Raw genomic sequence first — 16,359 nt, 5'->3', positions numbered from 1 at the left:
TTCCGTGCGCGACCCCGTCAAGCGGCCCCGGTGGCATACGGTGACCCTGTGACCGGCCCCGACGCCCCCTTCGACCCGATCGCCGAGGCGCACCGCCAGTGGAGCGCCCGGTGGCCCGAGCACGCCGACCATATGGCGGCGGTGACCTCGGTGATGCGCGCCCAGCAGCTGCTGCTCAGCCGGATCGAGGCGGTGCTGAAGCCCTACGGGCTGACCTTCGCCGCCTACGAGGCGCTCCGGCTGCTCGCCTTCAGCCGCACCGGCACGCTGCCGATGGGCAAGATGGGGGTGCGGCTGATGGTCCACCCGGCCTCGGTCACCAACGTGATCGGCCGGCTGGAGCAGCGCGGCCTGGCCCGCCGCGCCCCCTCCCCCGACGACCGGCGCGTGGTGCTCGCCTCCATCACCCCGGCCGGGCGCGAGCTGGCCGAGCAGGCGACCACCGCGCTGCACGACGGCGAGTTCGGCCTCGCCGACCTGACCGCCGAGCAGGCCGCCGGCATCACCGAGGCGCTGCGCGCCGTCCGCGTCTCGGCGGGCGAGATCGCCCCCTAGGGCGTAACATCGCCCCCGCCTTGCCGTGGATTGACCCCGATGGGGGGGATCGTCCCCCCATGACCGCCACCATGCTCGCCGGACGGCTGAACGTCGCCACGCTGGACTTCCAGGTCACCGAGGTGCCGGTGCCCGAGCCCGGCCCCGGCGAGGTCCGGATCCGGGTCGAGGCCGCCGGGGTGTGCCTGTCGGACGTGCACCTGATCGACGGCGGCCTGAAGCCGCTGTTCCTGCCCGGCGACACGGTGACCCTCGGGCACGAGGTCGCCGGCACGGTGGACGCGCTCGGACCCGGCGTCACCGCCTGGCGGCCGGGGCAGCGAGTGCTGCTGGCGGCCGGCGAGGAGCGCGACGGCGTCGTCCACACACGCGGCGTCGACTACGACGGCGGCTGGGCCGAGTACGCGCTCGCCACCGCGGGCACCCTGCTGGCCATCCCCGACGACCTGCCCTTCGAGCAGGCCGCGATCATCCCCGACGCGGTGTCCACGCCGTGGGCGGCCATCACCACGACCGGCCGGACCCGGCCGGGGCGGCCCGCCGGGGTGTGGGGCGCCGGCGGGCTCGGTGCGCACGCCGTGCAGCTGCTGCGCGTCGCCGGCGCCGCGCCGATCATCGCCGTCGACCCGCTGCCGGCCGCCCGCGACCGCGCCCTGGACTTCGGCGCCGACGTGGCCGTCGACCCGGCCGCCGAGGACGCGGTCGAGCAGATCCGCGCCGCGAGCGGCGGGATCGGGCTGGACATCGCCTTCGACTTCGCCGGCGTCGCGCCGGTGCGCGAGCAGGCCGCCCGGTGCCTCGGCCCGCGCGGCCGGATGGTCCTGGTGGGCCTCACCCACCAGCCGCTCACCATCAGCGACGGCACCGCGTTCAGCTACCTGCAGCAGCAGATCAGGGGCCACTACGGCTCGGAGTTCACCGACCTGCCCGAGCTGCTGGCGCTGGTGCGCGGGCACCGGCTGGACTTCTCCCGGTCGGTCTCGGGGGTGCTGCCGCTGGCCGACGCGCGCGAGGCGGTGGACCGGCTGATCCGCAAGGAGGGGAACCCGATCCGCCTCGTCCTGAAGCCCTAGCGGGCGGGCGCGCCGGTGGCCAGCGCGACCAGCCGGGCGAGGCCGAGGGCGCCCGACGGCCAGACCGAGCGCCGCGCGGCGGGCCAGGCGTAGCAGGGCGCCCCGTCGTGGATCAGCCCGGCGACCCGCGGCTCGCCGAGCGTGCGGGACGCGAAGCCGTAGACACCGGCCAGCCGGGGCGCGATCAGGCCGTAGTCCAGGGCGCGCGCCACCCGCCCCTCGGTCTCGATGAGCCGCTCGGCGGTGAGGCCGGTCAGCGGGTAGCGGGCGGGGAAGGAACTGCGCAGGTCCAGGAAGAACCCGACCGAGCCGCCGCGCGGGTCGCCGAGCGGCGGCCCGAGCCGCGCGAACGGGCCGAGCGCGAGGCGGGGCCGGGCCACCAGCGCGTGGGCGTACAGCACCCGCAGCAGGGCCACGTTCATCATGAACCGCTCGGCGGGCAGCTCGGCCTCGGCGAGCGGCAGGTTGTCCAGGTAGCCGGCGACGACGCTGGCGTTGTGCGCCCGGTACCAGGACGCCGGGGACGGGGCCGCGGTGAACTCCCGCCACAGCCGGACGCTCGGCGCGGGCGCGCCGTCCCCGGCCGCGTCCGCCGCCGCCTTGTCGCGCAGCAGCCGGTCGTTGACGGCCCGCCACCACGGGCTGCCGGTCCGCTCGTCCATCACCCCGCGGGCGGACGCCCAGCGCAGGAAGCTCAGCTCGGCGCGCGCGTAGGGGCGGCGCGCGGGCGGGCGGTAGAACGCCGCGGCCCTGCGCAGCCGGTCCGTCTCCTGCACTCCCGCTCCCTGGCGCCCGCCGGTCGTTGCCGCCCAGTGTCGCAGCTCACCGGCGCCACGCCGGGCACCCCCGGATGTCGGATAGGTCACCTGACCGGTGTATACCGTTTGGTGCCGGTCTTGCGGCGGATGTCCCCGGTACAACGGTGTGCCGGGTCGCCGCGGGCCCGCGGGAGGGACGACGTCGATGGACGACGCGCAGGCCGTCACCTACGGCGGCTACCTGCGGCTGGACGAGCTGCTGGCCTGCCAGGAACCCCGGACCGGGGCGCACGACGAGCTGCTGTTCGTGATCATCCATCAGGTCTACGAGCTGTGGTTCAAGCAGATCCTGCACGAGGCCGCCCTGCTGCAGCGCCGGCTGGAGGCCGGCGACAGCGCCGGGGCGCTGCGCACCGCCCGCCGCATCGCCAAGATCTTGAAGACGGTGGTGGGCCAGCTGGACGTCCTGGAGACCATGACGCCGCGCCAGTTCGCCTCGTTCCGCGACGCGCTCGGCACCTCCAGCGGCTTCCAGTCGGCGCAGTTCCGCGAGATCGAGGCGGTGCTCGGCCGGCGCTCCTTCCCCGCCTCCGACGTCCGCGACGACGACCGGCTGCGCGCCGCGCTCGGCCGCCGCTCGCTGCTGGACTCGCTGCTGCGCTACCTGGCCGCGCACGGGCACGCCGTCCCCGCCGCCGTCCTGGAGCGCGACCCGGCCGCGCCGTGGCGGCCCGACCCCGGCGTGCAGAAGGTGCTGCTGGCGGTGTACGCCGACGACACCGGCCCGGCCGCCGAGGTGTGCGAGGCCCTGGTCGACGTGGACGAGGGCGTCCAGGAGTGGCGCTACCGGCACGTGAAGATGGTCGAGCGCACCATCGGTGCCAAGATCGGCACCGGTGGCTCCGACGGCGCCGAGTACCTGCGCCGCACCCTGTTCACCCCGGCCTTCCCGGACCTGTGGGAGGTCCGGTCCCAGATCGAGGAGACCGTCGTCCATGACGCCTGACACCCCCCGGGTCGCCATCGTCGGCGCCGGCCTGGCCGGCAGCCTACTGGCCACCCTGCTCGGCCGCCGCGGCATCGCCGTCACGGTGTACGAGCGGCGCGCCGACCCGCGCGTCACCGGCGCCGAGCGCGGCCGCTCCATCAACCTGGCGCTGTCGGCGCGCGGCCTGGCCGCGCTGGAGCAGGTCGGGCTGCGCGACCTGGCGCTGAAGCGGGCGCTGCCCATGCACGGGCGGATGGTGCACCCGCTGAACCGCGCCCGCAACTTCCAGCCCTACAGCTCCGACGGCCGGCGCGCGATCAACTCCATCAGCCGCGCCGAGCTGAACGAGGCGCTGCTGGACGCCGCCGAGGCGACCCCGGGCGTCACGCTGCGCTTCGGCGCGCGGGTGACCGGCGTCGACGCCGCCGCCGGGCGGGTGCTGCTGGACGGCGCGCCCGCCGAGCCGGCCTCGGTGGTGCTGGCGGCCGACGGCGCCTACAGCGCGATCCGGCGGGCGGTGCTGCCGATCGGCGGGTTCGACGCCGCCCAGGACTTCCTGGAGCACGGCTACAAGGAGCTGACGATCCCGCCGCGGGGCGGGGAGTTCGCCCTGGACCCCGACGCGCTGCACATCTGGCCGCGCGGCACCTCGATGATGATCGCGCTGCCGAACCTGGACCGGTCGTTCACCTGCACGCTGTTCTGGCCGAAGCGCGACTTCGAGGCGCTGGACACCGCCGCCAAGGTCGGCGCGCACTTCGCGGCGCACTACCCCGACGTCGCCGGCCTCATCCCGGACCTGGCCGCCGACTTCGCGCACAACCCGGTCGGCTCGCTGGTCACCGTCCGCTGCCGGCCGTGGGTGCGCCAGGGCGCGGGCGCGACGGTCGCGCTGGTCGGCGACGCCGCGCACGCGATCGTGCCGTTCTTCGGGCAGGGCGCCAACTGCGCGTTCGAGGACTGCATCGAGATCGACCGCTGCCTGGAGGAGACCGGCGGGGACTGGCAGCGCGCGCTCGCGCGCTACCAGGAGCGGCGCAAGGGCAACACCGACGCCATCGCCGAGATGGCGCTGGACAACTTCGTCGAGATGCGCGACCGGGTGTCCTCGCCGGTGTACCGGGCCAAGATGGCCGGGCAGCACGCGCTGGAGCGGTGGCTGTCGGGCCGCTACGTCTCCCGGTACGAGCTGGTGTCGTTCACGACGCTGCCCTACGCCGAGATCCCGGCGCGGATCCGGCGGCAGAACCGGATCCTGGCCGGGGCCGCCGTCGCCGGGGGCGTCCTGGCCGGGACGGCGCTGCGCGCGCTGGCCCGGCGCCGCGGCCGGGTTCGGTGATCGCGGCGCGGCTGTGCCAAGGTGGAGCGTGACCGAACCCCAGGAAACGATCTGCTCCGCCAAGGGCTGCCGCGCCGCGGCGGTGTGGGCGCTGCGCTGGAACAACCCCAAGATCCACACCCCGGAGCGGCGGAAGGTCTGGCTCGCCTGCGACGAGCACCGCGCGAGCCTGTCCTCGTTCCTGGACCGGCGGAGCTTCCTGTGCGACGTGGTGCCGGTCGGCGAGCTGGACGCCTAGCGGGTCACCCGGCCTCGGGCTTCGTCCAGCCTTCGGCCAGCTCGGTGACGCGGGCCGCGGCGTCGCGGGCGGGAGCGCCGCGCGCGACCGCCAGGCCGAGCAGGTAGGTGGTCAGCGGGGCGCCCGGCCGGGCCACCCCATGCGCGACGTCGCGGGCCAGGTTCAGCACCAGGTCCCGGTCGACGTCCTCGCGGGACAGCCCCAGTTCGAGGCAGACCGCCTCCAGCCACTCTTCCAGCATCGTGTCCTTCCCCTGGCCGGCGGGCGCGGCCGCTGTCACATTCCACCACGGGCCAGCCGCTCGGCGTCCGCAAGGGCGTCCGGGGTGTCGCAGTCGTACCAGGGCGGCCGCTCCCCCGCCGCGAGCCGGACCGGGACGGGGCGCAGCGGCCCGAGCAGCCCGAACAGCGACGAGCGCCGGTAACCGGCGAGCGCGGCGCGCAGGGCCCCGGTCCGCCAGCATCCGGCGAGCCACTGCTCGCGGCCCTGGTCGTCCAGCAGGACGGCGCCGTCCGCGCCCCGCGCCGCGTCCAGCAGGGCCGCGACGTGCCCGGCCCGCAGGAACGGCAGGTCGGCGGCGAGCAGCGCCAGCCACGGCGCTCGCACCTCCGCCAGGCCCGCGCGCAGCGCCGGGACCGGTCCCGCGCCGGGCGGGTCCTCGCGGACGGCGACCGCGTGCGGCAGCGCGGCGCGCGGCGGCCCGACCACGATCAGCCGGCCGGCGGCCGCGACGGCATCGGCGACCCACTCGACCAGGGCCCGGCCCGCCACCGGCGCGCCGGGCTTGTCGGCGCCGCCGAGCCGCCGGGCCTGCCCGCCGGCCAGCACGACGGCGTCGAAGGCCCGCTCAGCCATCGCCGCGCCGGCGGGCGGTGCTCTCGCGCTCGTAGGCGCTGAGGCCCTGCTCCAGCGACTTCATCAGCTCCCACACCTGGGCGGGCGGGATGCGCACCCGGGCGACGACCTTGGCGGGCACGTGCACGTAGCGCTCGCCCGTCTCGGGGTCCTGCGACACCTCCGGCGGCCGCACCTCGGTGGCGAAGTCCAGCACCAGCCCGTCCTGGGTCCGCCATACCGAGGCGAACCCGGCGAACGCGCCGACCTCGTGCTCGGGCGGAACGGTGATCTCGACGCGGTGTTCCAGCGGCTCCTCGCTCACCCCGCCATCGTCGCACGACGCGCCAGGCCGGGCGGGGTTCAGCCGCCGATCGCCGACATGGGGCGGGCCGGCTGCAGGAAGCTCGGGTCGTCGATGCCGTGCCCGGCGCGCTTGGTGCGCACCGCCGCCCGCCACCGCCCGGCGATCTCGGCGTCGGACGCGCCGGCGCGCATCGCGTCGCGCAGGTTGGACTCCTCGGTCGCGAACAGGCAGTTGCGGACCTGGCCGTCGGCGGTCAGCCGGACCCGGTCGCAGGCGCCGCAGAACGGCCGGGTCACCGACCCGATCACGCCGACCGTCGCGGGGCCGCCGTCGACCAGGAAGGTCTCGGCGGGGGCGCTGCCGCGGTCGTGCGCCTCGTCCGGGGTGAGGGTGAACGCGGTGCCGAGCCGGTCCAGCATCTCGTCCGCGGTGATCATGTTCTCGCGGGTCCAGCCGTGCTGGGCGTCCAGCGGCATCTGCTCGATGAACCGCAGCCGGTAGCCGTGCTCCAGGCAGAACCGCAGCAGCGGCACCGCCTCGTGGTCGTTGATCCCGCGCATCAGCACCGCGTTGATCTTCACGGGGCTCAGGCCCGCCTCCCGGGCGGCGCGCAGGCCCGCCAGCACGTCCGGCAGCCGGTCGCGGTTGGCCAGCCGCTGGAAGGTGGCGCGGTCCAGGGTGTCCAGGGAGACGTTCACCCGGTCCAGCCCGGCCTCGGCGAGCGGCGCGGCGAGGCGGGCCAGGCCGATGCCGTTGGTGGTCAGCGAGACCTGGGGGCGCGGCGCCAGCGCGGTGGTGCGCGCGACGATGCCGGGCAGTCCGCGGCGCAGCAGCGGCTCGCCGCCGGTGTAGCGGACCTCGGTGACGCCGAGGTCGCGGACGCCGATCGTGACCAGCCGGACGATCTCGTCGTCGGTGAGCAGCTCGGGCTTCGGCAGCCAGTCCAGCCCCTCGGGCGGCATGCAGTAGCCGCACCGCAGGTTGCACCGGTCGGTCAGGGAGACCCGCAGGTCGGTGGCGGTGCGCCCGAAAGTGTCGACCAGCACGCGGACCCCTTTCGTTGTTGCCTGAGTACTCAGCCTATTGCGCCGCCCGGCGATCGGACGCATCGCGGGAGACGGTATCGGGCCGCTCGGAGGCGGCTCCTTTTGGCGGAACCTCCAAGTTCACAGGCCCATTCCCACCAGCCCCCGCCAGCGGGCCGGCCAGGCGACCTCGGGGGCGGCCAGGCGATGGACCGGCTCCTCGCGATGCTCGGCCGCGGCCAGACCCGGCTTCCGCCAGCGGGTGCCCACAAAAGGGGCCTTCGGGGGGTTCGCCAGGTAGGTCCACACGTGCGGCTCGATCGGCACGGCCTCGAAGGTCACGCCGTCCGGCGCCCGCCAGGGGCGGTCCTGCGGGACGGGGACCAGCAGCCGCGCCGCCCCGGCGGCCTGCGCGGCGTCGTCGGGCAGCGCGCAGACGACGGGCGCGTCAGGCCGCAGGAGGGCGGCGCGCGGCGTGCCGCGCAGCGACACCTTGAGGAACTCCGCGACCGGCATCAGGCCTGGTCCTTCAAAACGCAGGCCGTCCTCGCCCGCACAGGCCAGGATCGCCGCCGCGCTCACCGCCAGGCGCCCGAACCAGAGCCAGTCGGACCGGCCGTCGTCGCCGATGGGCGCACAGCCGAGCCCGTATCCGGGGCCCTCCCACGGCTCGGCGGCGGTGGGTTCGTCATGCGCGCGGACCAGGTCGGCGTACAGGCGGGTCTTCTGCCACGCCTGGCAGTCGTCGACACGGCCGCCGAGGTCTGTACCGCAGGACGCGCAAACGAGGTTGGGCCCTTCGGAGTCGCCGAACCCCAGGCAGCCCTCCCCGCACCGCTCAGGGACCAGACGGGCACCGTGCACGTCGCCGGGGAACAGCACACAGGTCCCCGACGGCTCCACCGCGTAGGTGCCGGAAGGCATCAGAGCCGGGAAGTCGGTCCGCAGGAAGTCCATGTGATCCGGCGTGATGCCGGGCTCAGGCAGCCGCACCCGGATGACCGGGGCGGTGAGGACGGCGTCGCAGTTCGCGCAGTGGAAGGTGGTGAGGACGTTCAATCATCCGCTTCGTCGAAGGCGCCTCATGGCGCGGTCGATCTCGTAATGGCGGTCCCAGATGAGCGGGCGCAGTTCGTCCGGATCCGCGGGGGCGTCGGGGCGGGCGAGCACGTCGGCACGGGCGCGCGCGGCCATCCCCACCTTGCGGCGGAAGGAGCGGAAGACCTGGATCTCGCCCTCTTCCCATCCGCCCACGTATTCATGGGCCATGCCCCATCGGTTGGCGGGGTTCAGACGGGCGGCCCGCAACGCCCACTCCCGGGCCTCGCGCGCGTTGCAGGGCGTCAGGACGATCATGCCCTTCAAGCGCTCCACCCGGCCGCTGCGCTCGTCCCACCAGGGCGCGATGTCGAGCTCCCTGGGCCGCCTGCCGTCCAGGGCGGCGTCCAGCCCGCGAGTGTGCCAGCGGACGGTGCCCTCCGAGGGCGAGGCCAGCGGCAGCCGCCGGGCGAGGTCGCGGGCGGCGGGCTCGCCGAACGGCGTCGCCCAGCCGGGCGCGATGACGACCGGGTCGGCCGGGTCGGCGTCGAACGGCGTCGGCACGATGAAGGGGCGGTCGATGAGGAGCAGGGTGCCGGGCCGGGCCTGGTAGGACAGCCCCCACAGCAGCCGCCCGAGGAGCCGCGCGCCGTGCTGGTCCGACAGCACGTGCCAGGTGCCGTGGTAGCGGTTCGTGCTGAACCGCGCGGTGGTGCCGGGGCGCAGGCCGATGACGGTGTGGTCGCGTCCGTTCAGCCGCAGCACCCGGCGGTGCAGTTTCATGCCGTCGCCCACGTCGCGGGCGTTGGCGGGCCGCTGCCGATCAGGCATGGGCCCCGGAAAGTTCGATCATGCAAAAACCCTAACCACCCGCCGCAACCGGTTTTCCGCCCGCGTCACGGCCCCAGGGCGCGGATCCCCTCGGCGCCGGCACCGAGCCCGGTCGCCCGTGCTGCGCCCGGCGATCGTCCCTGAGGCATTTCCTAATGAGCCAGGTACCTGCCAACCATTTGACAGGGCGTCCGCGGCATGCCAGCGTATCTAACGCCTTTAGATGACCAGAGGCATTAGAAAAAGGGGTGCAGCACCCGCCCCTCGCCGCCACGCTAGGACGTCCCATGACCGAGGCCCGCCCGCCCTTCCCGCCGTTCGACCACGCCGCCGCCCTCGCCAAGGTCCAGGCGGCCGAGGACGCCTGGAACACCCGCGACCCGCACGCCGTCGCCCGCGCCTACACCGAGGACTCCGTCTGGCGCAACCGGGACGTCTTCCTCACCGGCCGCGCGGAGATCATCGACTTCCTCACCGCCAAGTGGGAGCGCGAGCAGGACTACGCGCTGCGCAAGAGCCTGTGGAGCCACGGCCAGGACCGCATCGCCGTCCGCTTCCAGTACGAATGGCACGACGCCGCCGGCCAGTGGCACCGCAGCTACGGCAACGAACTGTGGGAGTTCACCGACAACGGGCTCATGCGGCGCCGCGAGGCCAGCATCAACGACACCCTCATCCGGCCCTCCGAGCGCCGCTACTTCGGCCCCCGGCCCGAGAGCGAGCGCGGCCAGGAGATCCCGCTCCGCTAGCGGCCCCCAGGCCGGAACTCGTGGACGACCTCGATCTCGCCGACGATGTGGGCGTTGAACTCCGCCAGCTCCTCGGCCGGGACCCACAGCTCCAGGATCGTCCGGCCGCCCGCCTGCTGGACGGGGTAGCGGCCCAGGAACTCGGTCTCGACCTCGAACCGGGTCACGTAGCCGACGCCGTCGTGCGGCACGTTCCAATCACGCGCGATCTTGATCGCGTAGTCCTCGTTCAGCACCGGATAGAAGATCGGCTGCTCGGGCAGGCGCGGCGGCCAGGCCCGCCACCCCAGCTCCCGCACCAGCTCCAGCTCCCTGGGGCCGGTCGGGCGCCACAGGGTCGTCGTCGGGCCGGACACGGGGATCTCCTTCACGAAAGGTGCTCCGCGCCCTGCGGGGCGCGGAGCACCGGGTCAGCCCTTGATGCAGATCAGCTGGCGGAGGTGGGCGACGACCTCCACCAGGTCGGACTGGGCCTCGATGACCGCCTCCAGGTCCTTGTAGGCGCCCGGGATCTCGTCGAGGACACCGCCGTCCTTGCGGCACTCCACACCGGCCGTCTGCTGGATCAGGTCCTCGACCGTGAACGCCTTGCGCGCCTTGTTGCGGCTCATCCGGCGGCCCGCGCCGTGCGAGGCCGAGTTGTAGGACGACTCGTTGCCGAGGCCGCGCACGATGTAGGTGCCCGTCGCCATCGACCCCGGGATGATGCCGAGGTCGCCCCGGCCCGCCCGGATCGCGCCCTTGCGGGTGACCAGCAGCTCGACGCCGTCGTAGGTCTCCTCCGCCACGTAGTTGTGGTGGCAGCTGATGACCTCGCCCCACGTGCAGCGCTTGGCGCCGAAGTAGCGGGTCACCACGTCCTGCGCGATGGCGGCCATGACGGCGCGGTTGCGCCGCGCGTAGTCCTGCGCCCAGAACAGGTCCCGGCGGTACGCCTCCATCTTCGCCGTGCCGGCGAGGAAGACGGCGAGGTCCTTGTCCGGGAGGTCCTGGTTGTGCGGGAGCTTGCGCGCCGCCTCGACGTGGTGCTCGGCGAGCTCGTTGCCGATGTTGCGCGACCCCGAGTGCAGGACGAGCCAGATCGAACCGTCATCATCGGCGCAAAGTTCGACGAAGTGGTTGCCGCCCCCGAGCGAGCCCATCTGGGCGCGGGCGCGCCCAAGGCGACCCCGAACAGCAGGATGGAGATCGTCGAAGCGCTTCCAGAAGTCGTACCAGCCGCGTTCCTTCAGCCCCGGCAGTCCCGAGGGGTCCACCGGATCCTTGTGGGAGCCCCGGCCGACCGGGATGGCGCGCTCCAGCTTGTGGCGCAGCAGCGCCAGGTCGTCGGGCAGGTCCTCCACGGTCAGCGAGGACTTGGCGGCGGTCATCCCGCAGCCGATGTCGACGCCGACCGCGGCCGGCGAGACCGCGTCGCGCATGGCGATGACCGACCCCACGGTCGCGCCCTTGCCGTAGTGCACGTCCGGCATGACCGCGAGGCCCTCGATCCACGGCAGGCTCGAGACGTTCTGCAGCTGCTCGAGCGCGACGTCCTCGACGGTGTCCGGGTCGGTCCACATTCGGATGGGAACGCGGCCGCCCTTGAGCGTCTGGTACGGCATCACCTGCTCCTCTCCGTTGCGGCGGTGATCGAACCGGCCTCTATGAGGCCAGAAGCCTCGAATGAGGTCAACCTGTTTTCGCGTCCGAGCCTCACATGCACACCTCGCCGCAGAGGCCGATTACCGCGATCCACCACAGCGATCTTGCCTGCCGAGGAAAATGACATGTCCCTCTACGGACGTTACCCAGGAGAGCGAGGTCATCATGTCTGCTTCCGGCTGCGCCGAAGTCGGTTGCCAACGCCCCGTCGCAGCACGCGGGATGTGCAGGATGCACTACAAGCGGTGGACCAAGGCGACGCCCAAAAGCGAGCGCCCACCGCCAGAAAAGTCCCGGCCGAAGGCCATGAGCGTCACGTCCCTGTCATCACTGTTCGATATAACCAGGCCTGACATGGCGTATCTGTTCGGCTTCCTGCAGGCCGACGGTTCACATTCGCTGGGTTCCCGGCATCGAGGACGTGTTTCCATCGAGATCAAAGCCTCCGATGCACCCTTGCTGCAGAAATTTCAAGAGTTGATACCGTGTCGATCCACTATTTCCCATCGCACAAGGAGGACGAATTTCACGGAAGGCGATCACTCGTCGGCGACATGGTCCTTCCACTCCTTTGAGGCACGATTGGCGCTGAGCCTCCTAGGACTTCCACCCGGCCGGAAATCCATGACGGTCCGACCGCCGGTTCCGCCGTTCAGCGAACGTGACTACACACGCGGCCTGGTCGATGCCGACGGCTCGCTCGGCTTCACGGCAAGGGGATATCCGTTCATCGGCTTCACGACCGCAAGTTCCGCGATGATCGAGTACTTCTGCGAAAAAGTCTTCGAGGTCACCGGACGACAGCGGGTTGTGAACCGCAACAAGCGTGACGGTGTGTACAACCTGATGGTCACCATGGAGGCCGCCCTGGAGATGGCCGACTGGATGTACTACAAGGACTGCCTCGCTCTCGAGCGCAAGGCTGCGCGCGCCGTTTCCATATCCACCTGGTCTCGACCGCCCGGAATGCGGGCCCGCTCAGCTCGCAGAAGATGGACCGAGGCGGAGGACGCCGCCATCTGGAGCATGACGATCCCCGATGCCGCTCAGTCACTGGGGCGCACCGAGAAGAGCATCCAGATGAGGCGCTGGATGCTCCAGGGCACGCACGGAAAGCAGCCCGGAGCATCTCGATGACCTCACATCTGCAGTCATCAAGCCGAATCTGGTTCGGTAGGGTGCTGTGATGGCCGACACAGCTATTTTCGACGATCTGGCCGCCGAGTACGAGCGGCTCGACGGGGTCCTCGCCGGGTTGGCGCCCGGGCAGTGGGACGCGCCGTCCGCGGCCGCCGGGTGGACGGTCTGCGACGTGGTGCTCCATCTGACGCAGTCCGAGGAGATGGTCGTCCTGTCGGCCGGCGGGCGGGACGGGGCCTTCGCCCGGGAGGAGGGCGTGCCGCTGGACGAGCTGATGGACGGCCGGGTCCGGCAGGAGCGGGGCGCGTCCGGCGCGGAGGTGCTCGCGCGGTGGCGGGACGCGCGGACCGCTTCGGTCGCGGCCTTGCGGGCCTGCCCGGACGGGGCGCGCCTGTCCTGGGCCGCCGTTCCGCTGTCGCCGCGCACGCTGGCCGCGACGCGCATGGCCGAGCACTGGGCCCACGCCCTCGACATCACCGGCCCGCTCGGGATCGGCTACCCCGACACCGCGCGGCTGCGGCACATCGCGCGGCTCGCCCAGCGGACGCTGCCGTACGCGTTCAAGGTCGCGGGGGTGCCGGGCGGCCCGGTGCGGTGCGAGCTCACCGGTCCCGGCGGGGAGGAGTGGCGGTTCGGGGACGGCGAGTCGGTGATCCGGGGTTCGGCGGCCGAGTTCTGCCGGGTGGGCGCGCGCCGCCTGCGCCCCGAGGACACCTCGCTCGCCGCCGAGGGGCCGTATGCGAAGGCGGCGCTTCAGGTGATGCGCAACTACGCCGTCTGACGGCCGTCGCCGAGGCGGCGGGTGAGGCCCTCGCGGTCGAGGTGCTCCAGGAGCGCGATCGCCACGCGGCGGCTCGTGTCCAGGGCCGTGCGGGCCTGGGAGACGGTGAAGGGCTGCGGCAGGCCGTCCAGGATCCGCAGGGCGGCCCGGTCGGCGCCCGGGAGCAGGACGATCCCGTCCGGCAGCCGCAGGACCAGGCCCGCCTGCGCCGCGGCGGCCTGGACGCCCGGGGTGAGGCCCAGTTCGGCGAGGCGGTCGCTCGTCGGGGCCTGGAAGGGGGCGGGGGCCAGTTCGGCGCGCAGCCGGTCGACGGCCTCGGTGATCTGCGGCGGCAGCCCGGGCGCGTGGACGCGGCCGGCCTCCACGCGCAGCGGCGGCCGCACCAGGGCCGTGACGAGCTGCCGGGCGGGCAGGCCGAGCTTCAGCCGCGCCGTCTCCAGCGGGATGCCGGGGGCGAGGGGGCGGTCGGCGGCGTGCCGTTCGAGCTCGTCGGCCAGCCGCTGCCGCAGCGATTCCCAGTGCGCCGGGTCGGCGAGCCAGCCGCCGTCCAGCGCGACGGCGCGCGGCGGCTCGGCGCAGCCCATGACGGCCAGGTCGGCGCGGCGCAGGATGCCGTGGCGGCGCAGCAGGACCGCGCCGTCGGGCCGGTCGGGCCAGGCGGCCAGCTCGCGGGCGCGGGCGGCGGCGGCGCCGCGCCGGACCAGGGTGGGCGGGCGGACGTCCAGGACGCTGACGCCCGCGACGGTGCGCCGGTCCGGGTCGCGCAGCAGCGCGGTGTCGCCGACGTGCAGCGGCAGCCGGGCGTTCAGGGTGAGGCGCGCGGTGTCGGGGCCGAGGGGGCGCAGCCGGACCGGGACGGCGGCCGAGCCGATGTGCAGGGTCATCTGGCGGGCCAGGCGGCCGGAGGCCTGCCCGAAGCGGGTCCGCACGTCCACGCAGGTGGTGGGCGTCCAGGCGTCGGCGGTGACCAGGCACATGCCGCGGGCGACCTGGTCGCGGGCGATCCCGCGCAGGTTCAGCGCGACGCGGGCGACGCCCTCGACCAGGTCGCGGGGCTGCTTGGCCGACTCGATGGCGCGGACCCGCACCCGGGTGCCGGCGGGCATGAGGACCAGCTCGTCGCCGGTGCGCACGGTCCCGGCGGGCAGGGTGCCGGTGACGACGGTGCCGCTGCCGGCGACGGTGAAGGCGCGGTCGATCCACAGCCGGACCGGCGCGGCGGCGTCGGGGATGGGCAGCCGGGCGGCGAGCCGGTCCAGGGCGGCGGCGAGCTCGGGCACGCCTTGTCCGGTCGGCGCGCCGACCGCGACGGCCTCGGCGCCGCGCAGCGCGGTCTTGGCGAGCCGTTCGCGGGCCTGGCGGAGCACGAGCGTGGGGTCGGCGACGTCGGCGCGGGTGACGGCGAGCACGGCGTGCCGGACGCCGAGGGCCTCGATGGCGGCCAGGTGCTCCTCGGTCTGCGGCATCCAGCCCTCGTCGGCGGCGACGGCGAGCAGCACCGCGGGGACGGGCCCGACGCCGGCGAGCATGGTGGTGACGAACCGCTCGTGGCCGGGGACGTCGACGAGGGCGAGCCGCTCCCCCGAGGGCAGGTCGGTCCAGGCGTAGCCGAGGTCCAGGGTGAGGCCCCGGCGCTTCTCCTCGGCGAGCCGGTCGGGGTCCATGCCGGTGAGGGCCCGCACGAGGGTGGACTTGCCGTGGTCCACGTGTCCGGCGGTGGCGACGACCTGCATCAGGGCCCTTCCAGGGAGGCGAGCACGGCGGAGCGGAGGGCGGCGTCGTCGGCCGGGTCGACCGAGCGCAGGTCGAGCAGGAGGCGCCCGTCCTCGACGCGTCCGATGACGCGGTGGGAGCGGAGGGCGGCCTCGTGGCGCGCGGGGAGCGCGACGGCGGAGCTGGGCAGTGCGACGCCGGGCGCCCCGCCGCCGCCGACGGCGGCCGTGCAGTCGACGGCGCGGGCGTCGACGCCGTGCGCGGCCAGGTCCCCGGCCAGCGTCTCGGCGCGGGCGCGCAGGTCCCCGGCGGCGGCGTGCAGCATGCGGGTGACGGGCGGCGTCGGCCCGGTCAGGGTGGCCTCCAGCGCGGCGAGGGTGGTCTTGTCCACGCGCAGCGCCCGGTAGAGGGGGTGGCGGCGCAGCCGGTCCACGACGGCGGGGTCGCCGAGGAGCAGGCCGGCCTGCGGGCCGCCGAGGAGCTTGTCGCCGCTGGCGGTGACCAGGTCGGCGCCGGCCGACAGGGCGGTGGCGGCGTCGGGCTCGCCGGGCAGGGCGGGGTCGGGCGCGAGCAGGCCGGAGCCGATGTCGGCCACGAGCGGGACCGGCAGGGACGCCAGGTCGGCGACGGCGGCCTCGGCGGTGAACCCGACGACGCGGAAGTTGGACGGGTGCACCTTCAGCACGAACCCGGTGTCCGGGCCGATCGCGGCGGCGTAGTCGGCGGCGGTGGTGCGGTTGGTGGTGCCGACCTCGCGCAGCCGGGCGCCGGTCGAGGCGAGCAGGTCGGGCAGCCGGAACCCGTCGCCGATCTCCACCATCTCGCCGCGCGAGACGACGATCTCGCGGCCGGCGGCCAGGGCGGTGGCGGCGAGGACGAGCGCGGCGGCGTTGTTGTTGACCACCTGCGCGGCCCGCGCGGGCGGGCAGGCGGCGCGCAGCGCGGCGAGGGCGCCGGCGCCGCGCGGGCCGCGGCGGCCGGTCGCCAGGTCGTACTCCACGTCGGCGCAGCCGGCCGCGGCCGCGGCGGCGTCGCGGGCGGCGGCCGACCAGGGGGCGCGGCCGAGGTTGGTGTGCAGCAGGACGCCGGTGGCGTTCAGCACCGGCCGCAGGGCGGCGGCGTGCGGGGGCAGGGCGCGCAGCGCCTCGGCGGCGACGGCCCCGGGCGGGATCTGGCCGGCGCGGGCACGCCGCTGCGCGGCGGTGACGGCGTCCTTGACGATCCGGCGGCCGAGCCGCGCGGCGGCGGCGGTCAGGTCCGGGTCGGCCAGGACGGCGTCGGTGCGGGGGACGAGACGCCGTTGGTCCACCAGCCAACCCTAGGGAGGCCGGGCCCGTCACGGAAGG

General features: G+C 74.3%; 19 protein-coding genes. 8 read left to right on the top strand and 11 right to left on the bottom strand.

The features are described 5' to 3' along the window. Positions 1 to 48 precede the first annotated feature (48 nt). Together ACRB68_RS33560 and ACRB68_RS33555 are read left to right on the top strand one after the other, a co-directional pair. Positions 49 to 555: a MarR family transcriptional regulator gene (locus ACRB68_RS33560; RefSeq protein WP_328595107.1), complete on the top strand. Its 507-nt coding sequence runs from the start codon at positions 49 to 51 to the stop codon at positions 553 to 555. 59 nt (positions 556 to 614) lie between these two features. Beyond that, a complete protein-coding gene (locus ACRB68_RS33555; RefSeq protein WP_153539789.1) occupies positions 615 to 1,628 on the top strand; it encodes a zinc-binding dehydrogenase in 1,014 nt (337 codons plus the stop codon). Here the strand turns inward: ACRB68_RS33555 and ACRB68_RS33550 are convergent. Continuing rightward, positions 1,625 to 2,404, bottom strand: a complete 780-nt coding sequence (locus ACRB68_RS33550) for a hypothetical protein (protein ID WP_153539787.1) — start codon at positions 2,402 to 2,404, stop codon at positions 1,625 to 1,627. The two genes, ACRB68_RS33555 and ACRB68_RS33550, sit on opposite strands and share 4 nt — an antisense overlap. A 187-nt stretch (positions 2,405 to 2,591) precedes the next feature. Here ACRB68_RS33550 and ACRB68_RS33545 point away from each other — a divergent pair, with 187 nt between their 5' ends. From ACRB68_RS33545 to ACRB68_RS33535, 3 genes are read left to right on the top strand one after another with little or no spacing between them, the layout of a single operon-like run. After that, positions 2,592 to 3,392 carry a tryptophan 2,3-dioxygenase gene (locus ACRB68_RS33545; protein ID WP_153539785.1) on the top strand — a complete coding sequence of 267 codons (801 nt, stop codon included), beginning with the start codon at positions 2,592 to 2,594 and terminating at the stop codon, positions 3,390 to 3,392. Then, complete coding sequence (locus ACRB68_RS33540; protein WP_153539783.1) at positions 3,382 to 4,713, top strand: FAD-dependent oxidoreductase; 1,332 nt, start codon at positions 3,382 to 3,384, stop codon at positions 4,711 to 4,713. Before ACRB68_RS33545 ends, ACRB68_RS33540 begins: the two co-directional genes overlap by 11 nt. A gap of 28 nt (positions 4,714 to 4,741) precedes the next feature. After that, positions 4,742 to 4,951, top strand: a complete 210-nt coding sequence (locus ACRB68_RS33535; protein ID WP_153539781.1) for a hypothetical protein — start codon at positions 4,742 to 4,744, stop codon at positions 4,949 to 4,951. A gap of 4 nt (positions 4,952 to 4,955) precedes the next feature. Here the strand turns inward: ACRB68_RS33535 and ACRB68_RS33530 are convergent, their stop codons facing one another. From ACRB68_RS33530 to ACRB68_RS33505, 6 genes are all read right to left on the bottom strand, one after another. Further along, positions 4,956 to 5,231, bottom strand: a complete 276-nt coding sequence (locus tag ACRB68_RS33530; protein ID WP_407924324.1) for a DUF6457 domain-containing protein — start codon at positions 5,229 to 5,231, stop codon at positions 4,956 to 4,958. Continuing rightward, positions 5,228 to 5,806, bottom strand: a complete 579-nt coding sequence (mobA, locus tag ACRB68_RS33525) for a molybdenum cofactor guanylyltransferase (protein ID WP_153539779.1) — start codon at positions 5,804 to 5,806, stop codon at positions 5,228 to 5,230. Before mobA ends, ACRB68_RS33530 begins: the two co-directional genes overlap by 4 nt. Beyond that, the gene (locus tag ACRB68_RS33520; RefSeq protein ID WP_153539777.1) at positions 5,799 to 6,110 is read right to left on the bottom strand and encodes a DUF3467 domain-containing protein; all 312 of its coding nucleotides are present in this window, start codon (positions 6,108 to 6,110) and stop codon (positions 5,799 to 5,801) included. The genes mobA and ACRB68_RS33520 overlap by 8 nt, the downstream gene beginning before the upstream one ends. 38 nt (positions 6,111 to 6,148) lie before the next feature. After that, positions 6,149 to 7,138, bottom strand: a complete 990-nt coding sequence (moaA, locus tag ACRB68_RS33515; RefSeq protein ID WP_328595106.1) for a GTP 3',8-cyclase MoaA — start codon at positions 7,136 to 7,138, stop codon at positions 6,149 to 6,151. A gap of 120 nt (positions 7,139 to 7,258) precedes the next feature. Then, entirely contained in the window at positions 7,259 to 8,176 is a 918-nt protein-coding gene (locus ACRB68_RS33510) for a hypothetical protein (protein WP_153539773.1), read from the bottom strand. Next, positions 8,177 to 8,986 (bottom strand): hypothetical protein, encoded by an 810-nt coding sequence (locus ACRB68_RS33505; protein WP_153539771.1) that lies wholly within the window; start codon positions 8,984 to 8,986, stop codon positions 8,177 to 8,179. 287 nt (positions 8,987 to 9,273) lie between these two features. Between ACRB68_RS33505 and ACRB68_RS33500 the strand changes: the two genes are divergently transcribed. After that, positions 9,274 to 9,735: a nuclear transport factor 2 family protein gene (locus tag ACRB68_RS33500; RefSeq protein WP_153539769.1), complete on the top strand. Its 462-nt coding sequence runs from the start codon at positions 9,274 to 9,276 to the stop codon at positions 9,733 to 9,735. Here the strand turns inward: ACRB68_RS33500 and ACRB68_RS33495 are convergent. Continuing rightward, on the bottom strand, positions 9,732 to 10,091 hold the full coding sequence (locus ACRB68_RS33495; protein ID WP_328595105.1) for an ADP-ribosylation/crystallin J1: 360 nt from the start codon (positions 10,089 to 10,091) through the stop codon (positions 9,732 to 9,734). The two genes, ACRB68_RS33500 and ACRB68_RS33495, sit on opposite strands and share 4 nt — an antisense overlap. A gap of 54 nt (positions 10,092 to 10,145) precedes the next feature. Then, on the bottom strand, positions 10,146 to 11,339 hold the full coding sequence (locus tag ACRB68_RS33490; protein ID WP_153539767.1) for an RtcB family protein: 1,194 nt from the start codon (positions 11,337 to 11,339) through the stop codon (positions 10,146 to 10,148). Between the two features lie 271 nt (positions 11,340 to 11,610). On the opposite strand from ACRB68_RS33490, the gene ACRB68_RS33485 reads away from it, so the two are divergent. Both ACRB68_RS33485 and ACRB68_RS33480 read left to right on the top strand, forming a co-directional pair. Further along, positions 11,611 to 12,516: an LAGLIDADG family homing endonuclease gene (locus tag ACRB68_RS33485; RefSeq protein WP_207709919.1), complete on the top strand. Its 906-nt coding sequence runs from the start codon at positions 11,611 to 11,613 to the stop codon at positions 12,514 to 12,516. A gap of 49 nt (positions 12,517 to 12,565) precedes the next feature. After that, positions 12,566 to 13,300 carry a maleylpyruvate isomerase family mycothiol-dependent enzyme gene (locus ACRB68_RS33480; protein WP_153539765.1) on the top strand — a complete coding sequence of 245 codons (735 nt, stop codon included), beginning with the start codon at positions 12,566 to 12,568 and terminating at the stop codon, positions 13,298 to 13,300. On the opposite strand, the gene selB is transcribed toward ACRB68_RS33480, so the two are convergent. Then, positions 13,288 to 15,033 (bottom strand): selenocysteine-specific translation elongation factor, encoded by a 1,746-nt coding sequence (selB, locus tag ACRB68_RS33475; RefSeq protein ID WP_153539763.1) that lies wholly within the window; start codon positions 15,031 to 15,033, stop codon positions 13,288 to 13,290. The genes ACRB68_RS33480 and selB overlap by 13 nt on opposite strands. After that, positions 15,033 to 16,322, bottom strand: coding sequence for an L-seryl-tRNA(Sec) selenium transferase (gene selA / locus ACRB68_RS33470; protein WP_328595104.1), 1,290 nt, complete (start codon positions 16,320 to 16,322; stop codon positions 15,033 to 15,035). The genes selB and selA overlap by 1 nt, the downstream gene beginning before the upstream one ends. Between the last annotated feature and the right edge of the window lie 37 nt (positions 16,323 to 16,359).

The sequence above is a fragment of the Actinomadura macrotermitis genome (genome assembly GCF_009604375.1).
In the GTDB taxonomy this organism is placed as follows: Bacteria; Actinomycetota; Actinomycetes; order Streptosporangiales; family Streptosporangiaceae; genus Spirillospora; species Spirillospora macrotermitis.
This window is presented reverse-complemented; position numbering and strand designations above follow the sequence as displayed.